The organism is Bacillus cereus group sp. N6 (assembly GCF_016483705.1).
Lineage (GTDB): Bacteria > Bacillota > Bacilli > Bacillales > Bacillaceae_G > Bacillus_A > Bacillus_A wiedmannii.
This window is the reverse complement of the sequence record NZ_JAEHBI010000021.1, coordinates 54,357-72,274: the sequence shown is the minus strand read 5'-3', so window position 1 is coordinate 72,274 and position 17,918 is coordinate 54,357. Positions and strand designations below refer to the sequence as shown.

Here is a 17,918-nt window from a genome sequence, read left to right as displayed (position 1 = left end):
CACGGATTACTTTTCTACTATTATATTGTCTGTCTTTATAGACACATTTCTCGTGAACCCGCTAACGATAAACATCACAATCATATTCATTAACAATGCGACTATACCTACATTTAAATCTTTTATATATTGAGGGAAAGCTGGAAACATCGTAGCTATAGTTGAACCAGATAAAGTAATATATGCGACCACTAACAACCCAATCCCCATTCCTGCAATTGCCCCTTGCTTCGTAATAACTTGACGTGGAAACAAACTACATACAAGTGCAGGGAAAAGTTGTGTCACTATACTGTATCCCATTAAAAGAAGAGCCCCTATCGTTTCTCCTCCTTTAAATGTAAACAATACTGCAACAAGTGTTACTACAGGTACAAATAATTTTGCCACTTTAGCAACTTGTCTATCTGAAGCAGATGGGACCATTGTTCGGTAAATGTTTTTTGCTAATAAAGTAGACGCCGCCATAACAAGCATGGAACCCGGAACTAATGCTGTTAATACTCCTGCACTACCAATAATCCCAATAAACCATGGATCAAATGTTTGAAGAGCGAGACGGAATAACGAAAGGTCTACATCCCCTCCCTTTAACCCTGGAACTTGCAGTATAGCAGCAAAACCTGCAAAGAATACGAAAAGCAATACTAAAGAATAAAGGGGCATGATCGCCGCATTTTTCCTAAATACTTTTTCATTTTTTGCAGAGAAAGCAGAAGCAAATGTATGGGGCCACATATAGAAACCGAGAGCTGTTAATACAATAGTAGAAACAAACCAAGAAATGCTCATCCCTTCATCAGGTAAAGATAAAAATCCTGGTTTCGCTGCTTCTACCGCTTCAAACATCGGCTGAAATCCCCCGTAATAATGGTACGGTAAATATATACCTAAAAACATAACGATAAACAGTATCATAATATCCTTCAAAGCTGCTGTCCAAGCAGAGCCGTGTATACCTGAAACCATTACATATATCGTTATAACAATTGCACCAATCCACACTGCAATAACCGGTGATACCCTTCCGTAAGATGCTTCCGAAACGATAATTCCTAATCCTTTTAACTGTAAAACAAGGTATGGAATAATCGAAATAACCCCAATGACAGAAACGATAATGCCAAGTGTCTGACTCTTATATTTCTTCACAAAAAAATCTGGCTGCGAAACAAGATTATGCTCTTTCGCATACTTCCAAACTGGCGGCAATAAAAAGTAAGATAAAATATAAGCTAGTGCACCATAACCTAAAATATAGAAAGTAGGTGCTCCTTTACTATACGCCCATCCACTTCCGCCTAAAAATGTAAACGTCGTATAAATTTCACCTGCCATAAGAAGAAAAACAAAAATAGTGCCAAATCCTCTTCCACCAACTGACCATTGCTCTAAATTCATATCTTTTCCATGTTGTGCCCGAATTCCTAAAAATAGTGCAAGAAACAAAAATAATATAATGATAAGTAATGCGATCATTTTACATCCCCCTTATTAGCAGGATCAAATACGTACACAAGTCCCATACAAAGAGACGTAATGAGCACCGATAATAATACCCAAAACAATAAAAATGGCATCCCTAATACGTAAGGAGTAACTGAATTAGCAAATACAGGTCCAATAACTAAACAAAAAACTGGAATAAGCGCTAATACGTGTATTTTCTTCATCTCATTCTCCTTTACTTATAAAATTCATAATGGATGATACAAAGACTTCCACGCCAATCGGTAATGCATCTTCATCAATCGTAAAACGAGGATGATGGTGAGGATATATAATTCCTTTCTCGTTATTTCCCGCTCCGATAAAAAAGAATGTACCTGGCGCCTTTTGTAAAAACGCTGAAAAATCTTCTCCAGCCATCGTCGGCTGTAAACGAGTAACTTGCTCTCTTCCATAAAGCTGTAATGCTGTTTGCTCAATAATCTCTGTAACTTCATAATCATTTACTACTGGTCGATATCCATATTCATAAGAAAATGTATATTTCGCCCCGTAAGATTCCGTCACATGCTTCACAATTCGTTCAATCCTTTTCTCTGTTTCTTCTCGCAACTCATGTCTTAAACTCCGCACTGTCCCTTCAATCTCCGCTTGTTCTGGGATCACATTATGGGTTGTCCCAGCATGAAATTGCGTAACAGATACTACAAGGGGATCTAATGGATTCGTGAGGCGAGATACAATGTGCTGAAGTTGCGAAACAACTTGTGTACCGATTGCAATGCTATCAACCGTTTCATGAGGGATTCCAGCATGTCCACCTTTTCCTTCTATCGTAATTTTAAAAACATCTGGGGCTGCCATTGCAGGACCATAAATTACACCTATTTTACCAACCTCTAACGATGCCCAAAGGTGAGCACCAATAATATAATCCACACATTCCATTACACCCGCTGCAACCATTTCCTCTGCGCCGCCAGGAAAGTTTTCTTCTGCATGTTGGAAGAGAAAACGAATCTCTCCTTTAATCTTCTCTCTTTCTTCTACTAACTTATGTACGACCCCAAGTAATATCGCTATATGTCCATCATGGCCACATGCATGCATCACACCTGGATATGTAGAAATAAAATCAAACTCATTTTCTTCATGAATAGGAAGCGCGTCCATGTCAGCACGAACCGCGATGGTTTTACCAGGTTGCTTACCAATTAACCTTGCCATTACACTATATTTAGTAGGTCTTGACACTTCTAAATATGGGATTTTTTGAAGTATATCGAATACAAACTGTGATGTTTTTTCTTCTTGAAAAGATAACTCTGGATACTTATGAAAATGCCTTCTCCACTCAATTAATTGATTTTTAGATAAAACCAGTTCCTTTGCAACATCCATTTCTCTTCGCCCCTTCTTCACCAAGTTAAATGTTATTATAGCGTGAATCGTTAATTTTTAAAAGAATCTTCTGAATTTTCCGTTATAATAATCCAAAAATAAAAAGCCATCAAAAAGATGACTTTTTCAGTATTATAAAATAGTAATCGCTTGTTTCCCCATTTGCTCCCAAGCTTTCTCAAACTCTGCTCGCGGAACAGCAAAACGCGGATTATTTTTAAGTGGATCATTTACATATACAAAGTTTTGATCATACCCAACTATTACTACACTATGTTCATAATATGTAATTTTCACTTCGCCAGAGCTTGTATTCCATGTTTCAAAACTACTCTCGGCTAGTGGCTTAAACGTTGTATTAATAATGACCCATACTGGCGAACCGGAACTAACTACTTTATACATATCTTGCACGTCTCTACCTGTTAAATTAACTACTTTTTCAGGAGCATATTTTTCTGCTAAATTAAAAATGGGTGGATTATATACACCATATCCTGGCTCTGCCTTCGTATAAATATTTCCAACGAACCCCTCATAAGGATTTCCACGTAAATCATTTTGTTCAAATGGAACACGATGAATTTCGCTAGCAAGTTGCATCTTATCTACTTGTATACCTTTGTATTGTAGCAACATAGCCAAACTTGTAACTTCACATCCACGAGGTAATTCTGGTAACTGCTTTATAAACGGAACATTTTCAATCATAGTCGCTTCTTTCATTTCAGATAAAAACTCTAAACGGAACACTTGCGCCTTTTGTATAATTTTATCTTTCCCTATAAAAAACGCGGCAGCAAATATAATTCCAAAAACAAAAAGATATTTTAACTTTTTCATTTTAAACAAAACTCCATTAATTATTATTTTACAGACATACCTCTTATCATTGTACCTTTCTTCTTACTAGTTTGCTAGAAAGATTCTATGAATTATTGTTCACACTTCCATCGTTATAAAATTCTAATTATTTTTAATAAAAAGAAAAAACAATATACTTTTCTGAATATTTTTGCTAAAATCAAAATAATTAACATAGTGAAGATATCACCTTGTTAATAAAAACATTCTTAGAGTATTTAGTCATAGTTCGCATTTTACATACTCCATTCATTTCATAATAAATAAGCCGAGTATGTGTCACATCCCCCACTAATGATTAAAAACTCGGAATGAAAATCAATTCATACATACAAGAAAATAACGGGGTGAGGGGCATATGAATCAACAAGTAGAACAAACAGATTTAAAACGAACAATGAAAAGTAGACACCTATTTATGATTGCACTTGGTGGTGTTATCGGAACTGGCCTATTTATGGGATCTGGTCAAATCGTCCATAACGCCGGTCCTGGTGGTGCTATTCTTGCATTTTTAGTCGGTGGATTTGTTATGTATTTAACGATGTTATGTCTTGGTGAATTATCAGTTGCTATGCCAGAAGCAGGTTCATTCCAAAGCTATGCAAGCAAATTTATTTCACCTGGTTTTGGATTTGTTGTCGGTTGGATGTATTGGTTAAATTGGGCTGTTACAGTTGGGGTAGAGTTAACAACTGTAAGTATTTTAATGAAACGTTGGTTTCCAGACGTTTCTTCGTGGATTTGGTGTGTTACATTTGCAGCAGCACTATTTCTTGTAAACGCATTATCAGCAAAAGCATATGCAGAAGCAGAATTTTGGTTCGCAAGTGTAAAAGTCGCAACCATTGTTATTTTCATCGTACTCGGTGGTGCAGTTATGTTCGGTCTACTAGACTTTAATGGAAAACCAGCGCCAATGCTTCACAATTTCACTGAAAATGGCGGATTATTTCCAAACGGTGCATTAGCTGTTCTTCTTACGATGATTACAGTAAATTACTCCTTCCAAGGAACAGAATTAATCGGAATTGCTTCAGGAGAAAGTGAAAACCCTGAGAAAACAATTCCAAAAGCGATTAAAAATACCATTTGGCGAACTCTCTTCTTCTTCGTCCTAGCAATATCAGTTGTTGTAGGTTTACTCCCATGGCAAGAGGCTAATCTAGTCGAAAGTCCATTTGTACTTGTATTTGATGTGGCTGGTGTTCCATATGCAGCTGACATTATGAACTTTGTTATTATTACAGCAGTATTATCCGTAGCCAACTCTGGTCTATACGCAAATTCTCGTATGCTTTGGGCGATGGCAAAACAAGGAATGGCAAGTCCAGCTTTTACGAAGTTAACTAAAAAAGGAGTGCCACTAAACGCATTAATTTTCAGTCTAATTTTTGCAAGTTTGTCTCTATTAACAAGTATATTTGCGGCAGATACTGTCTTTTTAGTTTTAACATCTATTGCAGCTATGGCCGCTGTCGTAGTTTGGATGTCAATCGCAGCTTCACAGTTTTTCTTCCGTAGAAATTTCTTAAAAAACGGCGGGGACATTAATGATTTAAAATATCGCACACCGCTTTATCCAATCGTTCCAATCGTAGCATTCTCACTCAATTTCATTACATTTGTTAGTTTAGCTTTCATTCCAGATCAGAGAATTGCTCTTTATTGTGGTATTCCATTTATGATTTTTTGTTACATTTTATACCAATTAAAATATAAAAAAGTTGTCACATTTGAACAACAAATAAATCTAAAAAAAGAAGTAAACTAAATATACAAAATATTCAGCTATCTTTCTTATCATAAGATAGCTTTTTTCTATTTCTTGGATATCTTGGTATAACTTTATTTATCTTAAAATTTCCACAATCACGTTTTTCACTGGAAAATAGTTTACAATGTTATCAAGTTACAAATGATATTCACCTTAAAAAGTGTGCATTTGTGTCTATTTTTTAACAATATCACAAAAACTATTGCCATCTATAAATTAATAGGTTTATATTGTTTTATTGGCATAGTTTCAATCCAAGGAGAAAGGAGATTTTCAATCGTGCAACTAAAGAAAACGTTTTGGAAGCTGGCTTCGCTTCTTCCGTTATCATTACTTCTGTTCCTCGGCGGCTGTGATAAGAAACTCGCAGTATTAAATCCGCAAGGACCTGTTGCAAAAGCACAGTATGATTTAATTGTTTGGTCATTCTTGCTTATGTCATTAATTATCGCAATTGTATTCATCTTGTTTACAGTCATCTTGATTCGTTATCGTGAAAAACCAGAGAATATGGACTACGAGCCACCTGAACAACACGGTAACACATTATTAGAAATTATTTGGACGCTTGTTCCTGTTATTATCGTTATCGCATTATCGATTCCAACAGTAAAAGCAACGTATGCTTCGGAAGAGGTCCCGGCAGAGTCCAAACATATTAAACCAGTTGAGATTTATGTTACATCTGCAAACTGGAAATGGTTATTCAGTTACCCAGAGGAAAAAATTGAAACCGTTAACTATTTAAACATCCCAGCTGGTGTACCAATTCAATTCAAACTGACTTCTGTCGGTCCAATGAATGCTTTCTGGGTACCAGAACTTGGTGGTATGAAGTACACTATGGATGGCATGATTATGGATCTTTATTTACAAGCTGATAAGCCTGGTTCTTACCTAGGCCGTAGTGCGAACTTCTCTGGTGAAGGATTCACACATATGGAGTTCGAAGTTGAAGCAAAAACTAAAGAGAAATATGACAAGTGGGTTAAAGAAGTACAACAAACTGCTCCTAAACTAACAGAAGATAAGTACAACGAAATTGTTAAACCTGGTGTAGTTGGTCGTATGACATTCTCTAGTCACCACTTAAGTTATGTAGATCCAAAATCACTTGAATATTGTGATTACAACTACTACAAAAACAAAAAATAATAGCTATTATTCCAACAGATTGGAGTGAACACAGTGAAGCTTGATGAATTCTTTGTCACAGGTGACCCGATTATTTACGGTGCAGACGCTTCTATCGTTCTTGTGACATTAGCAATCATTTTCGTACTAACAAAGTATAAAAAATGGAAATGGCTTTGGGACGAATGGTTAACAACTGTTGACCATAAAAAGATTGGGGCCATGTATATTATCTCTGCGGTTATCATGTTATTCCGTGGTGGTATGGACGGTTTAATGATCCGTGCACAGTTAACATTCCCAGAAACAACTTATTTAAATGCTGAACACTATAACGGAATCTTCACAACACACGGTACAGTTATGATTCTTTTCATGGCGATGCCATTCGTTATGGGATTAATGAACCTTGTAGTACCATTACAAATTGGTGCTCGTGACGTTGCATATCCGTTCTTAAATGCTTTAAGTTTCTGGTTATTCTTCGTCGGAGCAATGTTATTCAACATCGCTTTCGTAATCGGTGGTTCTCCAGACGCTGGGTGGACTTCTTACTTCCCAATGGCAGGTACAGAGTTTACTTCTGGTGTAGGAAATAACTACTACGCAATTGCATTACAGATTTCAGGTCTCGGTACGCTAATGACCGGTATTAACTTCCTTGTTACTATCTTAAAAATGCGTACACCTGGTATGACTTTAATGAGAATGCCAATGTTTACTTGGTCAATCTTAATTACAACAGTTATCATTATTTTCGCTTTCCCAGTATTAACAGTTGCTCTTGCATTAATGACATTTGACCGTCTATTCGATGCTCACTTCTTTACGATGGCGAGCGGCGGTATGCCAATGTTATGGGCCAACCTATTCTGGGTATGGGGTCACCCTGAAGTATATATCGTTATTTTACCGGCATTCGGTATTTTCTCTGAAATCATTAGTACATTCTCACGTAAACGTCTATTCGGTTACAGTGCGATGGTATACTCAATGGTTGCAATTTCTTTACTAAGTTTCGTCGTATGGCTTCATCACTTCTTCACGATGGGTGCAGGTCCAGCGGTTAACTCATTCTTCTCGATTTCGACAATGGCGATTTCGATTCCAACCGGGGTTAAGATCTTTAACTGGTTGTTTACACTGTATAAAGGACGTATTCGTTTTACAGTTCCAATGCTTTGGTCATTGGCATTTATTCCAAACTTCGTAGTCGGTGGGGTTACAGGGGTTATGCTTGGTATGGCAGCAGCTGATTATCAGTACCATAACAGCTACTTCCTAATTGCTCACTTCCACTACGTATTAATCGCAGGTACAGTATTCGCTATGCTTGCTGGATTCACATTCTGGTATCCAAAAATGACTGGTCATATGTTAAACGAACGCCTAGGTAAATGGACATTCTGGATCTTTATGAGCGGATTCAATATCTGTTTCTTCCCAATGTACTTCTTAGGTTTAGACGGTATGACTCGTCGTATGTACACTTACTCTGAAAGTCTTGGATGGGGATGGCTAAACCAAATTGCATCTGTTGGTGCGGTAATGATGGGTATTGGTTTCCTAATTCTTTGTTACAACGTAATTTGGAGTGCTCGTCACGGTGAACGTGACACAACTGGAGATCCATGGGATGGCCGTACACTTGAATGGGCAACTCAATCTCCTGTACAACATTACAACTTCGCGAAACTTCCTGAAATCAAAGAAGCTGATGCTTTCTGGTACATGAAAAAACGCGGAGAAACAGTTACACCAGCAGCAGAAGATTTAAAACCAATTCACATGCCAAGTAACTCTGGCGTGCCTATTATTGCGTCTTTATTCTTCGGTCTTGCAGGTTTCGCATTAGTATTTAGCTGGTTCTGGCTTGCAGCAATCGGCGGCGTTGGTATTTTAGCTTGCTTAATCTATCGTTCGTTCGATTATGATGATGGCTACTACGTAAGCGTTGATGAAATTAAAGAAACAGAACATATAGCATGAGAGGTGAAATGATATGGCGGCTTTAGATAAAAGCTTACCTTTGGAATATCAATCCGAGCAAAGCAGATTGAATATCCTAGGATTTTGGATTTTTCTTGGGGCTGAAATTATGCTGTTCGCAACACTTTTCGCCTCTTATCTAGTACTTGCTGGTCGTACGGCTGATGGCCCAACTCCAGCGCAACTGTTTGAACTTAAAACGCTTTTAATTCAAACATTACTACTTTTAACAAGTAGTTTCACATGTGGTATCGTAATTCACGAAATGCGTAAGCACAACCAAAAAGCAATGCTTGGATGGTTCATCCTTACATTACTTTTAGGTGCAGGTTTCCTATTCTTTGAAATCGAAGAGTTCATTATGTACATCGGTGAAGGCGCAACAATTCAAACAAGTGCTTTCCTATCTGCATTCTTCGTTCTTCTTGGAACACATGGTGCCCACGTAACAGGCGGTATCATTTGGGCAACTTGTGTTATTATCCAAATTTTAAAACGAGGTTTAACACCAGTTACAGCGCGTAAAGTATTCATTATCAGCTTATATTGGCATTTCCTTGATCTAGTTTGGGTATTTATTTACACACTAGTTTACTTGAACGGGATGGTGGCGTAAATGGATCAAAATAACAACCAAGCAAACGGGCATGCGCATAGCGGATTCCCTTGGTCACACGTTTTCGGATTTATTTTATCGCTTGCACTAACGTTTCTAGCGTTATACGTGGCACTTTATACAAACTTGCCACTTTCAACGATCTTAACAACTATTATCGTAATGGCTGTTGCGCAAGCGTTGTTACAATTAATTATGTTCATGCATTTAAAAGAAGGAGAAGGAAGAGTTCAAATCCTTACAATGATATACAGTTTCTTCGTTGCAACTGCAACAGTTGGCTTAACTGTATGGATCTTCTTCTCAATGTAATGTGCATGAAAAAGACTGCTGAGATTCCTCAGCAGTCTTTTTTTATTCCTCATTAACGAGCAGTAAGACCCCAGGGGGATCTGCCCGTAAAAGCCTTCACTTTATACCCTCCCCTATTACATCCACATTACGGAATTAACAACAGAATCATGAAAAATATACTTATTATGACAAATTTTAAGAAAACTCTTTCTTTATGAAATCGAATCCATATGCGTTGCTTTTCTACCTATTATATGGCTAAATAGGTACTATATTTATTTGAAGGGAGAGAACGCAATGGAACATCATACTTCTGTTCTATCACTTATGGTTGTCGTTGCAATCGCGTTTCTAGTTCCCCTTTTGTTACAACGCTTTAAATTGAAAGCACTTCCTGTCGTTGTTGCAGAAATCATCGCAGGAATCTTTGTAGGTAAAAGTGGGTTTAATATTATTGAGCCAGATATGTGGCTTCAAGTCTTATCGACACTAGGATTTATCTTCTTAATGTTCTTAAGCGGTTTAGAAATTGATTTTTCTATCTTTAAACAAAAAGGGAAAAAGAATACGACAAACGAACCAAACACATTCCAAGCAGCAAGCATTATCTTCTTATTTATTTTCATCTTATCTTATGCCCTATCATTACTGTTCGTATGGCTAGGATTCGTGGATAATGCAATGTTTATGACTTTAATTATTTCAACTATTTCTTTAGGTGTTGTTGTACCAACATTAAAAGAAAATAACTTAGGAAAAACGGCAATCGGACAAATCATTTTATTAGTCGCTGTTATTGCAGATTTAGTTACAATGATTTTACTCGCTGTATTCGTCGGATTAAATTCCGAAAGCGGCCAAAGCATGTGGCTCCTTCTTCTTCTATTCGGCGCTGGTATTGTTATTTACTTCGTTGCAAAACGCTTTAAAAACATTCCATACTTAGATAGCTTAAAAGCTGGTAGTGTACAAATTGATACACGAGCTGTTTTTGCACTCATCTTAATATTAGTTGGGTTATCTGAATCTGTTGGAGCTGAAAATATTTTAGGTGCCTTCTTAGCAGGGGTACTCGTATCGTTATTATCACCAAATGAAGATATGATTGAAAAACTGGATTCCATCGGCTACGGTTTCTTCATCCCTATTTTCTTCGTAATGGTTGGTGTGAATCTAGAAGTTTGGTCTATTTTTAAAGAACCTTCTAGCATGCTAATGATCCCAATTTTAATTGTAGGACTCTTTATCTCAAAACTGTTACCATCACTCGTCTTACGAAAATGGTATCCACGTAATATCGTACTAGGAAGTGCCATCTTATTAACATCGACACTTTCTTTAGTTATTGCAGCTGCACAAATTGGTGAAAAACTAGGAATCATCAGTCCGAGTTTATCTGCTTCCCTTATTTTAAGCGCAGTTATTACTTGTATTTTTGCACCTATATTATTTAAAAAGATGTTCCCAAAAGTAGAAACACCAAAACCAAAAGTTTCTATTATTGGTGCGAGCAGAATTACCCTTCCGTTATCACTTGATTTAAAACGAGAAGATTATGACGTAACACTTTATATGATGCGTCAAAATAAAATAAATGATGAGGAAGCGAAATCACATGACTTCCCTATCGTAAAATTAGATGACATCACAATCGCTTCATTAACTGAACAAACAGCATTTAACGCAGACCGCGTTGTTGTTGCAACAAGTGATGATGAACAAAACTTATTATTGGCGGAACACGCAAAAGATCTAGGTGTTGAACATGTTATTGCAAGTGTAGAAGATCCACTTCTACAAGAAAAAGCAACGCAAGAACATATCGCCGTATTCTCAACAATTAACTCTACACGTATTCTGTTACGTGCACTAATTGATAAACCGAGTCTCGTTCGCTTAATTACAACAGCAAATGAAACAGTTCGTGAAGTTGAACTACGTAGCAATACATATAACGGTGTTGCACTACGTCGCCTTCCGTTTTTAGGGGATGTACTCGTCATTCAAATTTACCGCGGTAATAAAGCATTAATCCCGCATGGTGATACGAGACTACAACATGGTGATACATTGCTTGTCACAGGTTCAAAAGAACATATTGATACGTTGAAAAACATATTAGAATAAAAAATGCCCCTTACATAATTGAGGGGCATTTTTTTCCATTCCATATGGTAAAATGTTACTATCACATATTATGAGGATGGATCACATTATGTCTATTGTAACTTTAGCTCTTTTATTATTGGCGGAAATACTCGTTGCCATTATTCTCATCGGTGTTAGCATTGAAATTTGTAGTTACGGATGGAAAAAATCGAATGGAATAAAATACTCTTGCCTCTTACTTTCACTCCTTCTCGGAATTGCTAGCATACTCGGACTTTTCGCCGCACCTGCCTATTTCTTTATACAACTAACAGAAAACGCCTTATAAGAAAGGATGTTAATATGATTACCGTGAAAAATATTGAGGGATCTGAAACTTACGTATTACGTCAAAAAATTTTACGCCCGAATCAAACATTAGCAGATTGTAAATACTCTTCCGACTATGAAACAGACACCTTTCACTTAGGCGCATTTATAAACGATGAACTAATTAGTATCGCTTCCTTCTCAAAAGAGATATACCCTGACTTACTAGCAGGTGTTCATTATCGTCTACGAGGAATGGCCACATTACCTGAATTTCGAAACAAACGTGCTGGAAGTTCCTTAATTCAGAAGGCGGAGCAAGTCTTGCAAGAACGTAAAGCAAATATATTATGGTGTAATGGCCGAATTACTGTAGCTGACTATTACAAGCGCTTAGGCTTTCAGGAACATGGTGAAATCTTTGAAATTGAACCGATTGGCCTTCATAAAGTACTGTATAAAAGAATATAAGAAAAGCTTTCCGCAATATGAGAAAGCTTTTCTTATATTTCAATCTTCACTTTTTATTTTTCTCATATATATGTATATAAACAAACTAGGAACTAAAAAACAAGCAAACATAATAAGTCCTGTCATACTAATTTCCTTTATAGCAATATCTGGTGTTACAATAATACAAATAGCTAAAATTCCAATAACAATACCTACTGGAATAAATAATAATTTCATAAAATAGCTGCGTGATACTCCACCTGTATGCTCATATGCCTCTACAGAATGTTTTAAATTTAAGAAGTTAATGACTACGATCCCGCCCATAAATACCATTAATAAATCCGAAACACTTTCATATCCTGCACCTTGCAAAACGTAGCGATAAAAAACGATACCTAGTATGACGATATTTTGTAAGATGAAAACGAGTCTAATATGTTTTAGCCCCTCAATCATTAAACGTTCATCTTTCACAATCCTCACTCCTCTTCCTCCCAAAATAAATCATTCAATGTTTTGTCTACCGCATAACAAATTTTCAAACATAAATCTAAAGACGGGTTGTATTTCCCCTTCTCAATTAAACTAATCGTTTGCCTTGTAACGCCTACTTTTTCTGCTAATTGTTGCTGTGTTAAATCTAACTGAACACGCGCGACTTTTATTTTACTTACAGCCATTCATGTTCCTCCTCTGCCTTTATTGTAACATATATATTCCATTAGGTAATTTATATTTTACTAAAATCGTTTGATTTTTACTTTATTATACACAAAAAAAGAGCCTCCCATAAGAAGCTCCCTCTTCTATATCTATATTATAAGAATAAATGACATCCAAATAAAATTGTAAATAAGTATAGTAACGGATGTACTTCCATCCCTTTCCCTTTCACAATTTTTAAGACTGGATACACTAAAAATCCAATTGCAATTCCATTCGCAATGCTAGACGTTAACGGAATACCGATAAAAATTAAAAATGCTGGTAATGCATCTTCAAATTCATTCCAATTAATATCACGAAGACTTTGCGCCATTAGACTACCTACAATAATTAATGAAGGAGCTGTAATAGCGGCTACACTTGATAAAGAAGCAATCACAGGGCTGAAGAATGCCGTTATAATCGTTAGACCGACAACTACAATACCCGTTAATCCTGTTTTACCACCTGCAGCAATACCAGCTGATGATTCAATCGTCGCTGCTGTTGGGCTTGTTCCAAAGATAGAACCTGTGGTCCCACCAATTGCATCTGCAATAAACGCTTTACCAAAACGTTTCTCTGTATTATCTGTAATTAAACCCGCTTGTTTAATTAAACCAAGTAATGCACCTGTTGTATCAAATAACAGTACAAGTAAAAATGAAAATACAACACCATATAATCCGTATTCAATTACATCTGAAAAGGCATTGATTGGGTTTGAAACGATAATTCCCTCTGGTAAATGAGGCATCGCAACAATTTTATCCGTAAACTTCAGTTGCCCTGTAAAGAAGGCGATAACTCCTGTCACAATCATACTAATAAATAATGCACCGCTCACACGTAATGCCATTAATACCACCGCTAATATTAAACCAATTAAAGTTAAAATAACGGCTGGAGAATGAAAATCACCAATCGTAACTAAATTAGATGGATGATCAACGATAATTCCAGAAAGGCGTAATCCAATAAAAGCAATAAATAGTCCAATTCCACCTGCAATTGCATGTTTTAAACTATCAGGAATTGCGACAATTAGCTTTTGCCTAAATGAAGTGAAAGATAATAAAAGAAAAATGATACCTGTTACAAATACTGCTGAAAACGCAATGACATATGTAATCCCCTCTGCCTGTTGAACAACAGAATAAGCAAAATACGCATTCATTCCCATAGCTGGAGCAATAACAATTGGATAGTTAGCTAAAAACGCCATACATAGCGTTCCTACAACCGTCGCAATAATAGTTGCTGTAAAAGCTTGATCAAATGGTACACCTGCATCAGATAATATTTTCGGATTGATGACAAGAATATACGCAAATGTAAAAAAAGTTGTGATGCCAGCTAAAAGCTCTTGCTTCACAGAAGTGTTATATTTTTGTAATTGAAACATGGTTATGTACCCTTCCTACATCTGAATTATTATCACATATTCTTTTCTTACTAGTATGTGAGAAAATATAATACTTAATCTTAACAATCAATAAAAAGAAGAGTCAATATATTCGCTAATAGTTCGAATTTTAAGTTTAAGTCTGACAAGTTTAGATGTAGTACAGTTCATCATGATTATTTTTGTAGCATAACAGATAGAAATGTTTTATAATTTGAAATAGTTAAATATTTAGCAAACGCATTCAAATATCGTTCACTCTACAAGGGGGATTCTTCTTATGCAGCACACAAACAAATCTGAAACTTTAAACCGCGGTTTAAAAGAACGACATATTACTTTAATGTCGCTCGGCTCCGCTATTGGCGTTGGACTATTTTTAGGATCCGCTTCTGCTATTAAGCTAGCTGGCCCTTCTATTCTACTAGGTTATATGATCGCCGGACTCGTTATTTTTTTCATTATGCGAGCACTCGGAGAAATGGCAATTGAACAACCTGTTGCCGGTTCTTTTAGTAAATATGCCTCTGATTACCTTGGACCACTAGCTGGCTATATTACTGGCTGGAACTACTGGTTTTTATGGGTTGTTACTTGCATGGCTGAAATTACAGCAGCTGGCATTTACATGCAATACTGGTTCCCAGATATCCCGCGCTGGACTTGGGCTTTACTCGCTCTATTATTAATGAGTGCTTTCAACTTCTTATCCGTAAAAGTATTTGGAGAACTTGAATTTTGGTTTGCTCTCATCAAAATTGTCACAATTATCTGTATGATAATTGTTGGAGCTGGTATTATTTTATTCGGATTTGGAAACGGTGGTATCGCTACTGGTATTTCAAACCTTTGGTCACATGGTGGCTGGTTCCCAAATGGTTTTTCTGGGTTACTACTCTCCATGCAAATGGTGTTATTCGCTTATTTAGGCGTTGAATTAATCGGTGTTACAGCGGGTGAAGCTCAAAATCCGAAAAAAACACTCGCAAAAGCAATCGATAACGTATTTTGGAGAATATTACTGTTCTACGTTGGGGCTCTATTCGTTATGATGGCAATTTATCCATGGAATGAACTTGGGGAAAAAGGAAGTCCATTCGTATTAACATTCCAGCAAATCGGTATCGCAAAAGCAGCAGGGATTATTAACTTTGTCGTATTAACAGCAGCTCTTTCTTCTTGTAATGGTGGTTTATTTAGTACAGGCCGTATGCTATTTACATTAGCTCAGCAAAAGAAAGCACCTGAAAGATTTGGTCGTTTAAATAAAAACGGTATTCCGAGTCAAGGAATTGTAGCAACAGCTATCGTTTTACTCGTTGGTGTTATATTAAACTATCTTGTGCCCGCAAAAGTGTTTACATGGCTGACTAGTATTTCAACTTTCGGGGCAATTTGGACTTGGGGGATCATTTTAATCGCTCAAATTAAATTCCGTAAAGGTTTGCAAACTGATAAAAAGGACAAGCTAACATATAAAATGCCTTTACATCCATTCAGTTCATATTTCTCACTCGCTTTCCTTGCACTCGTATTAGGTATTATGGCGTATTCAGAAGATACAAGAATTGCATTGATTGTTGGTCCTATTTGGCTTATTGGTTTAGCTATCGTGTATTACATGAAAGGTTTCCATAAAATTGATGAAACACCTAATTCAAAAATTAGTTAAACAAAACATCCCTTCCTTATTACTTGGAAGGGATGTTTTTAAATCTATATAAATATTTCTCAACAAAATTCACGTTATTTTTACAATTTTTTAATATTTTTTATGTTTTCCGTCTTTATTTTTACAGAAAAATAAATTACATTATTAAAGCACATATATTTATTATTAGGGGGATTCTTCTATGAAGAATAAAAAATGGATTACATTTTCTTTAGCAACAGCAATTACACTAAGTATAGGGACTTCGTTCATACCGTCTACTTATGCAGAAAGCTCTGTAGACCCAGCTCCTGAAATTGCTGCAAAAGTTGTAAATCAAAACAATGGGAAAAAAGTATTATTCGATAATACACACGGTCAAACTGCCGGAACCGCTGATTGGGTTATTGATGGTGGCTTTTCTGATTTCGGAAATGGTATTGCTCAAAATGGCTATCATGTAAAAGAACTACGTAAATCAACACCAATTACATACGAAGATTTAAAAGACTACAATGTGTTTATCGTTCCAGAAGCAAATATTCCTTACAAAAAATCTGAACAAGATGCTATGTTACAATACGTGAAAAATGGCGGTAGTATTTTCTTTATCGCTGACCATTATAATGCAGATCGTAATAAAAATCGCTGGGACTCTTCTGAAGTATTTAATGGATATAGACGCGGTGCATGGGATAACCCTGCAAAAGGAATGTCAAGTGATGAAGTAAATTCACAAGCTATGCAAGGAGTAGAAAGCTCTGATTGGCTATCTGACAACTTCGGTATTCGCTTCCGCTACAATGCAATCGGTGATGTTGCAGCTAAAAATATTGTGTCACCTGAACAATCATTCGGAATTACAAAAGGTGTTTCATCTGTAGCAATGCATGCAGGTTCTACTCTAGCAATTACAAACCCAAAACTAGCAAAAGGGCTTGTTTATCTTCCAGAAAACCCGTCAAAATGGAATAATGCTGTTGATAGCGGTGTTTATAACGGCGGTGGCGTTGCAGAGGGGCCTTATGCCGCTATCGCAAAAGTAGGGCTTGGAAAAGCTGCCTTTATCGGTGATTCTTCTCCAGTTGAAGATGCATCGCCAAAATACGTTCGTGAAGATTCTGGCCAAACAAAGAAAACTTACGATGGATATAAAGAAGAAAACGATGCTATCTTACTAGAAAATATCGTAAATTGGCTATCGAATAAAGAAACATTTACAAGTTTAGATCAAGTAAATGGTTTACAACTTGATTTACCTACCACTTTACAAACATTTGAACAACCAAGCTTATCAACTGAGCCACAACCTGAACCTTGGAGTGCACCAAATGCAGGTTATCAATGGTTTAATACAAACACTTTTAAACCAGGTTCATGCGGTTATAACAGTGCTGTAACAGCAAACGACTACGTAGTTACACACCCTAGCACTCTACCAAACAATGAAGTGTTCCAAATAAAAATCCAAGTAAATAACTTATTACCAAACACAACATACACTAATTACTCTTTAGGTATATTCACTACTGGCGGTACACAAGTAGCAAAAGTTCAAAATACAAATGGTTCTTGGCCATCTGCTTTTGGATATAGTAGTGCATTCTCTTTCACAACAAACAGCTTAGGTTCTGCTGAGAAGATTGTAAATGTACAAATCAATCCAAATACTGCTGGACAAACAACTCTTCGTCTACGCCAAAATACGACAGCGAAATACAATGAAACTGTAATAATTGATAAGAAATAATGAAGAAGG

At 36.5% G+C, this 17,918-nt stretch carries 17 protein-coding genes; 10 read left to right on the top strand and 7 right to left on the bottom strand.

The annotated features are described in order from the left end of the window. Positions 1–6: 6 nt before the first annotated feature. From JDS99_RS16280 to JDS99_RS16265, 4 genes are all read right to left on the bottom strand, one after another. Entirely contained in the window at positions 7–1,479 is a 1,473-nt protein-coding gene (locus JDS99_RS16280) for a sodium:solute symporter family protein (protein WP_088061933.1), read from the bottom strand. Further along, positions 1,476–1,673 (bottom strand): DUF3311 domain-containing protein, encoded by a 198-nt coding sequence (locus JDS99_RS16275; RefSeq protein WP_087983279.1) that lies wholly within the window; start codon positions 1,671–1,673, stop codon positions 1,476–1,478. Before JDS99_RS16275 ends, JDS99_RS16280 begins: the two co-directional genes overlap by 4 nt. 1 nt (position 1,674) lies before the next feature. Beyond that, positions 1,675–2,850: an amidohydrolase gene (locus tag JDS99_RS16270; protein WP_088061931.1), complete on the bottom strand. Its 1,176-nt coding sequence runs from the start codon at positions 2,848–2,850 to the stop codon at positions 1,675–1,677. Between the two features lie 132 nt (positions 2,851–2,982). Then, complete coding sequence (locus JDS99_RS16265; RefSeq protein WP_098133817.1) at positions 2,983–3,693, bottom strand: C39 family peptidase; 711 nt, start codon at positions 3,691–3,693, stop codon at positions 2,983–2,985. Positions 3,694–4,072: 379 nt separating this feature from the next. Here JDS99_RS16265 and JDS99_RS16260 point away from each other — a divergent pair, with 379 nt between their 5' ends. From JDS99_RS16260 to JDS99_RS16225, 8 genes are all read left to right on the top strand, one after another. After that, positions 4,073–5,488 carry an amino acid permease gene (locus tag JDS99_RS16260; protein ID WP_001076072.1) on the top strand — a complete coding sequence of 472 codons (1,416 nt, stop codon included), beginning with the start codon at positions 4,073–4,075 and terminating at the stop codon, positions 5,486–5,488. Between the two features lie 282 nt (positions 5,489–5,770). Continuing rightward, positions 5,771–6,646, top strand: coding sequence for a cytochrome aa3 quinol oxidase subunit II (locus JDS99_RS16255; protein WP_046957295.1), 876 nt, complete (start codon positions 5,771–5,773; stop codon positions 6,644–6,646). Between the two features lie 33 nt (positions 6,647–6,679). Beyond that, entirely contained in the window at positions 6,680–8,614 is a 1,935-nt protein-coding gene (qoxB, locus tag JDS99_RS16250; RefSeq protein WP_048562936.1) for a cytochrome aa3 quinol oxidase subunit I, read from the top strand. A 13-nt stretch (positions 8,615–8,627) separates the two neighbouring features. After that, positions 8,628–9,230 carry a cytochrome aa3 quinol oxidase subunit III gene (gene qoxC / locus JDS99_RS16245; RefSeq protein ID WP_000729314.1) on the top strand — a complete coding sequence of 201 codons (603 nt, stop codon included), beginning with the start codon at positions 8,628–8,630 and terminating at the stop codon, positions 9,228–9,230. Next, entirely contained in the window at positions 9,231–9,542 is a 312-nt protein-coding gene (gene qoxD / locus JDS99_RS16240) for a cytochrome aa3 quinol oxidase subunit IV (protein WP_000372611.1), read from the top strand. It begins immediately after the preceding gene. A 279-nt stretch (positions 9,543–9,821) separates the two neighbouring features. After that, on the top strand, positions 9,822–11,651 hold the full coding sequence (locus JDS99_RS16235) for a monovalent cation:proton antiporter family protein (protein WP_199695358.1): 1,830 nt from the start codon (positions 9,822–9,824) through the stop codon (positions 11,649–11,651). A gap of 52 nt (positions 11,652–11,703) precedes the next feature. Next, positions 11,704–11,961, top strand: a complete 258-nt coding sequence (locus JDS99_RS16230) for a DUF4022 family protein (RefSeq protein WP_141542836.1) — start codon at positions 11,704–11,706, stop codon at positions 11,959–11,961. Positions 11,962–11,975: 14 nt separating this feature from the next. Continuing rightward, on the top strand, positions 11,976–12,413 hold the full coding sequence (locus JDS99_RS16225; RefSeq protein WP_000633772.1) for a GNAT family N-acetyltransferase: 438 nt from the start codon (positions 11,976–11,978) through the stop codon (positions 12,411–12,413). 39 nt (positions 12,414–12,452) lie between these two features. On the opposite strand, the gene JDS99_RS16220 is transcribed toward JDS99_RS16225, so the two are convergent. The 3 genes from JDS99_RS16220 to JDS99_RS16210 all read right to left on the bottom strand — a co-directional run bounded on the left by JDS99_RS16220 (position 12,453) and on the right by JDS99_RS16210 (position 14,508). Further along, complete coding sequence (locus tag JDS99_RS16220; RefSeq protein WP_088608991.1) at positions 12,453–12,881, bottom strand: hypothetical protein; 429 nt, start codon at positions 12,879–12,881, stop codon at positions 12,453–12,455. Then, positions 12,878–13,078 (bottom strand): helix-turn-helix transcriptional regulator, encoded by a 201-nt coding sequence (locus tag JDS99_RS16215; RefSeq protein ID WP_000301181.1) that lies wholly within the window; start codon positions 13,076–13,078, stop codon positions 12,878–12,880. The genes JDS99_RS16220 and JDS99_RS16215 overlap by 4 nt, the downstream gene beginning before the upstream one ends. A 137-nt stretch (positions 13,079–13,215) precedes the next feature. Then, entirely contained in the window at positions 13,216–14,508 is a 1,293-nt protein-coding gene (locus JDS99_RS16210; RefSeq protein ID WP_199695357.1) for an NCS2 family permease, read from the bottom strand. Between the two features lie 280 nt (positions 14,509–14,788). Between JDS99_RS16210 and JDS99_RS16205 the strand changes: the two genes are divergently transcribed. Next, a complete protein-coding gene (locus JDS99_RS16205) occupies positions 14,789–16,180 on the top strand; it encodes an amino acid permease (RefSeq protein ID WP_087983295.1) in 1,392 nt (463 codons plus the stop codon). Between the two features lie 181 nt (positions 16,181–16,361). Further along, on the top strand, positions 16,362–17,909 hold the full coding sequence (locus JDS99_RS16200) for a DNA-binding protein (protein ID WP_199695356.1): 1,548 nt from the start codon (positions 16,362–16,364) through the stop codon (positions 17,907–17,909). Positions 17,910–17,918 lie beyond the last annotated feature (9 nt).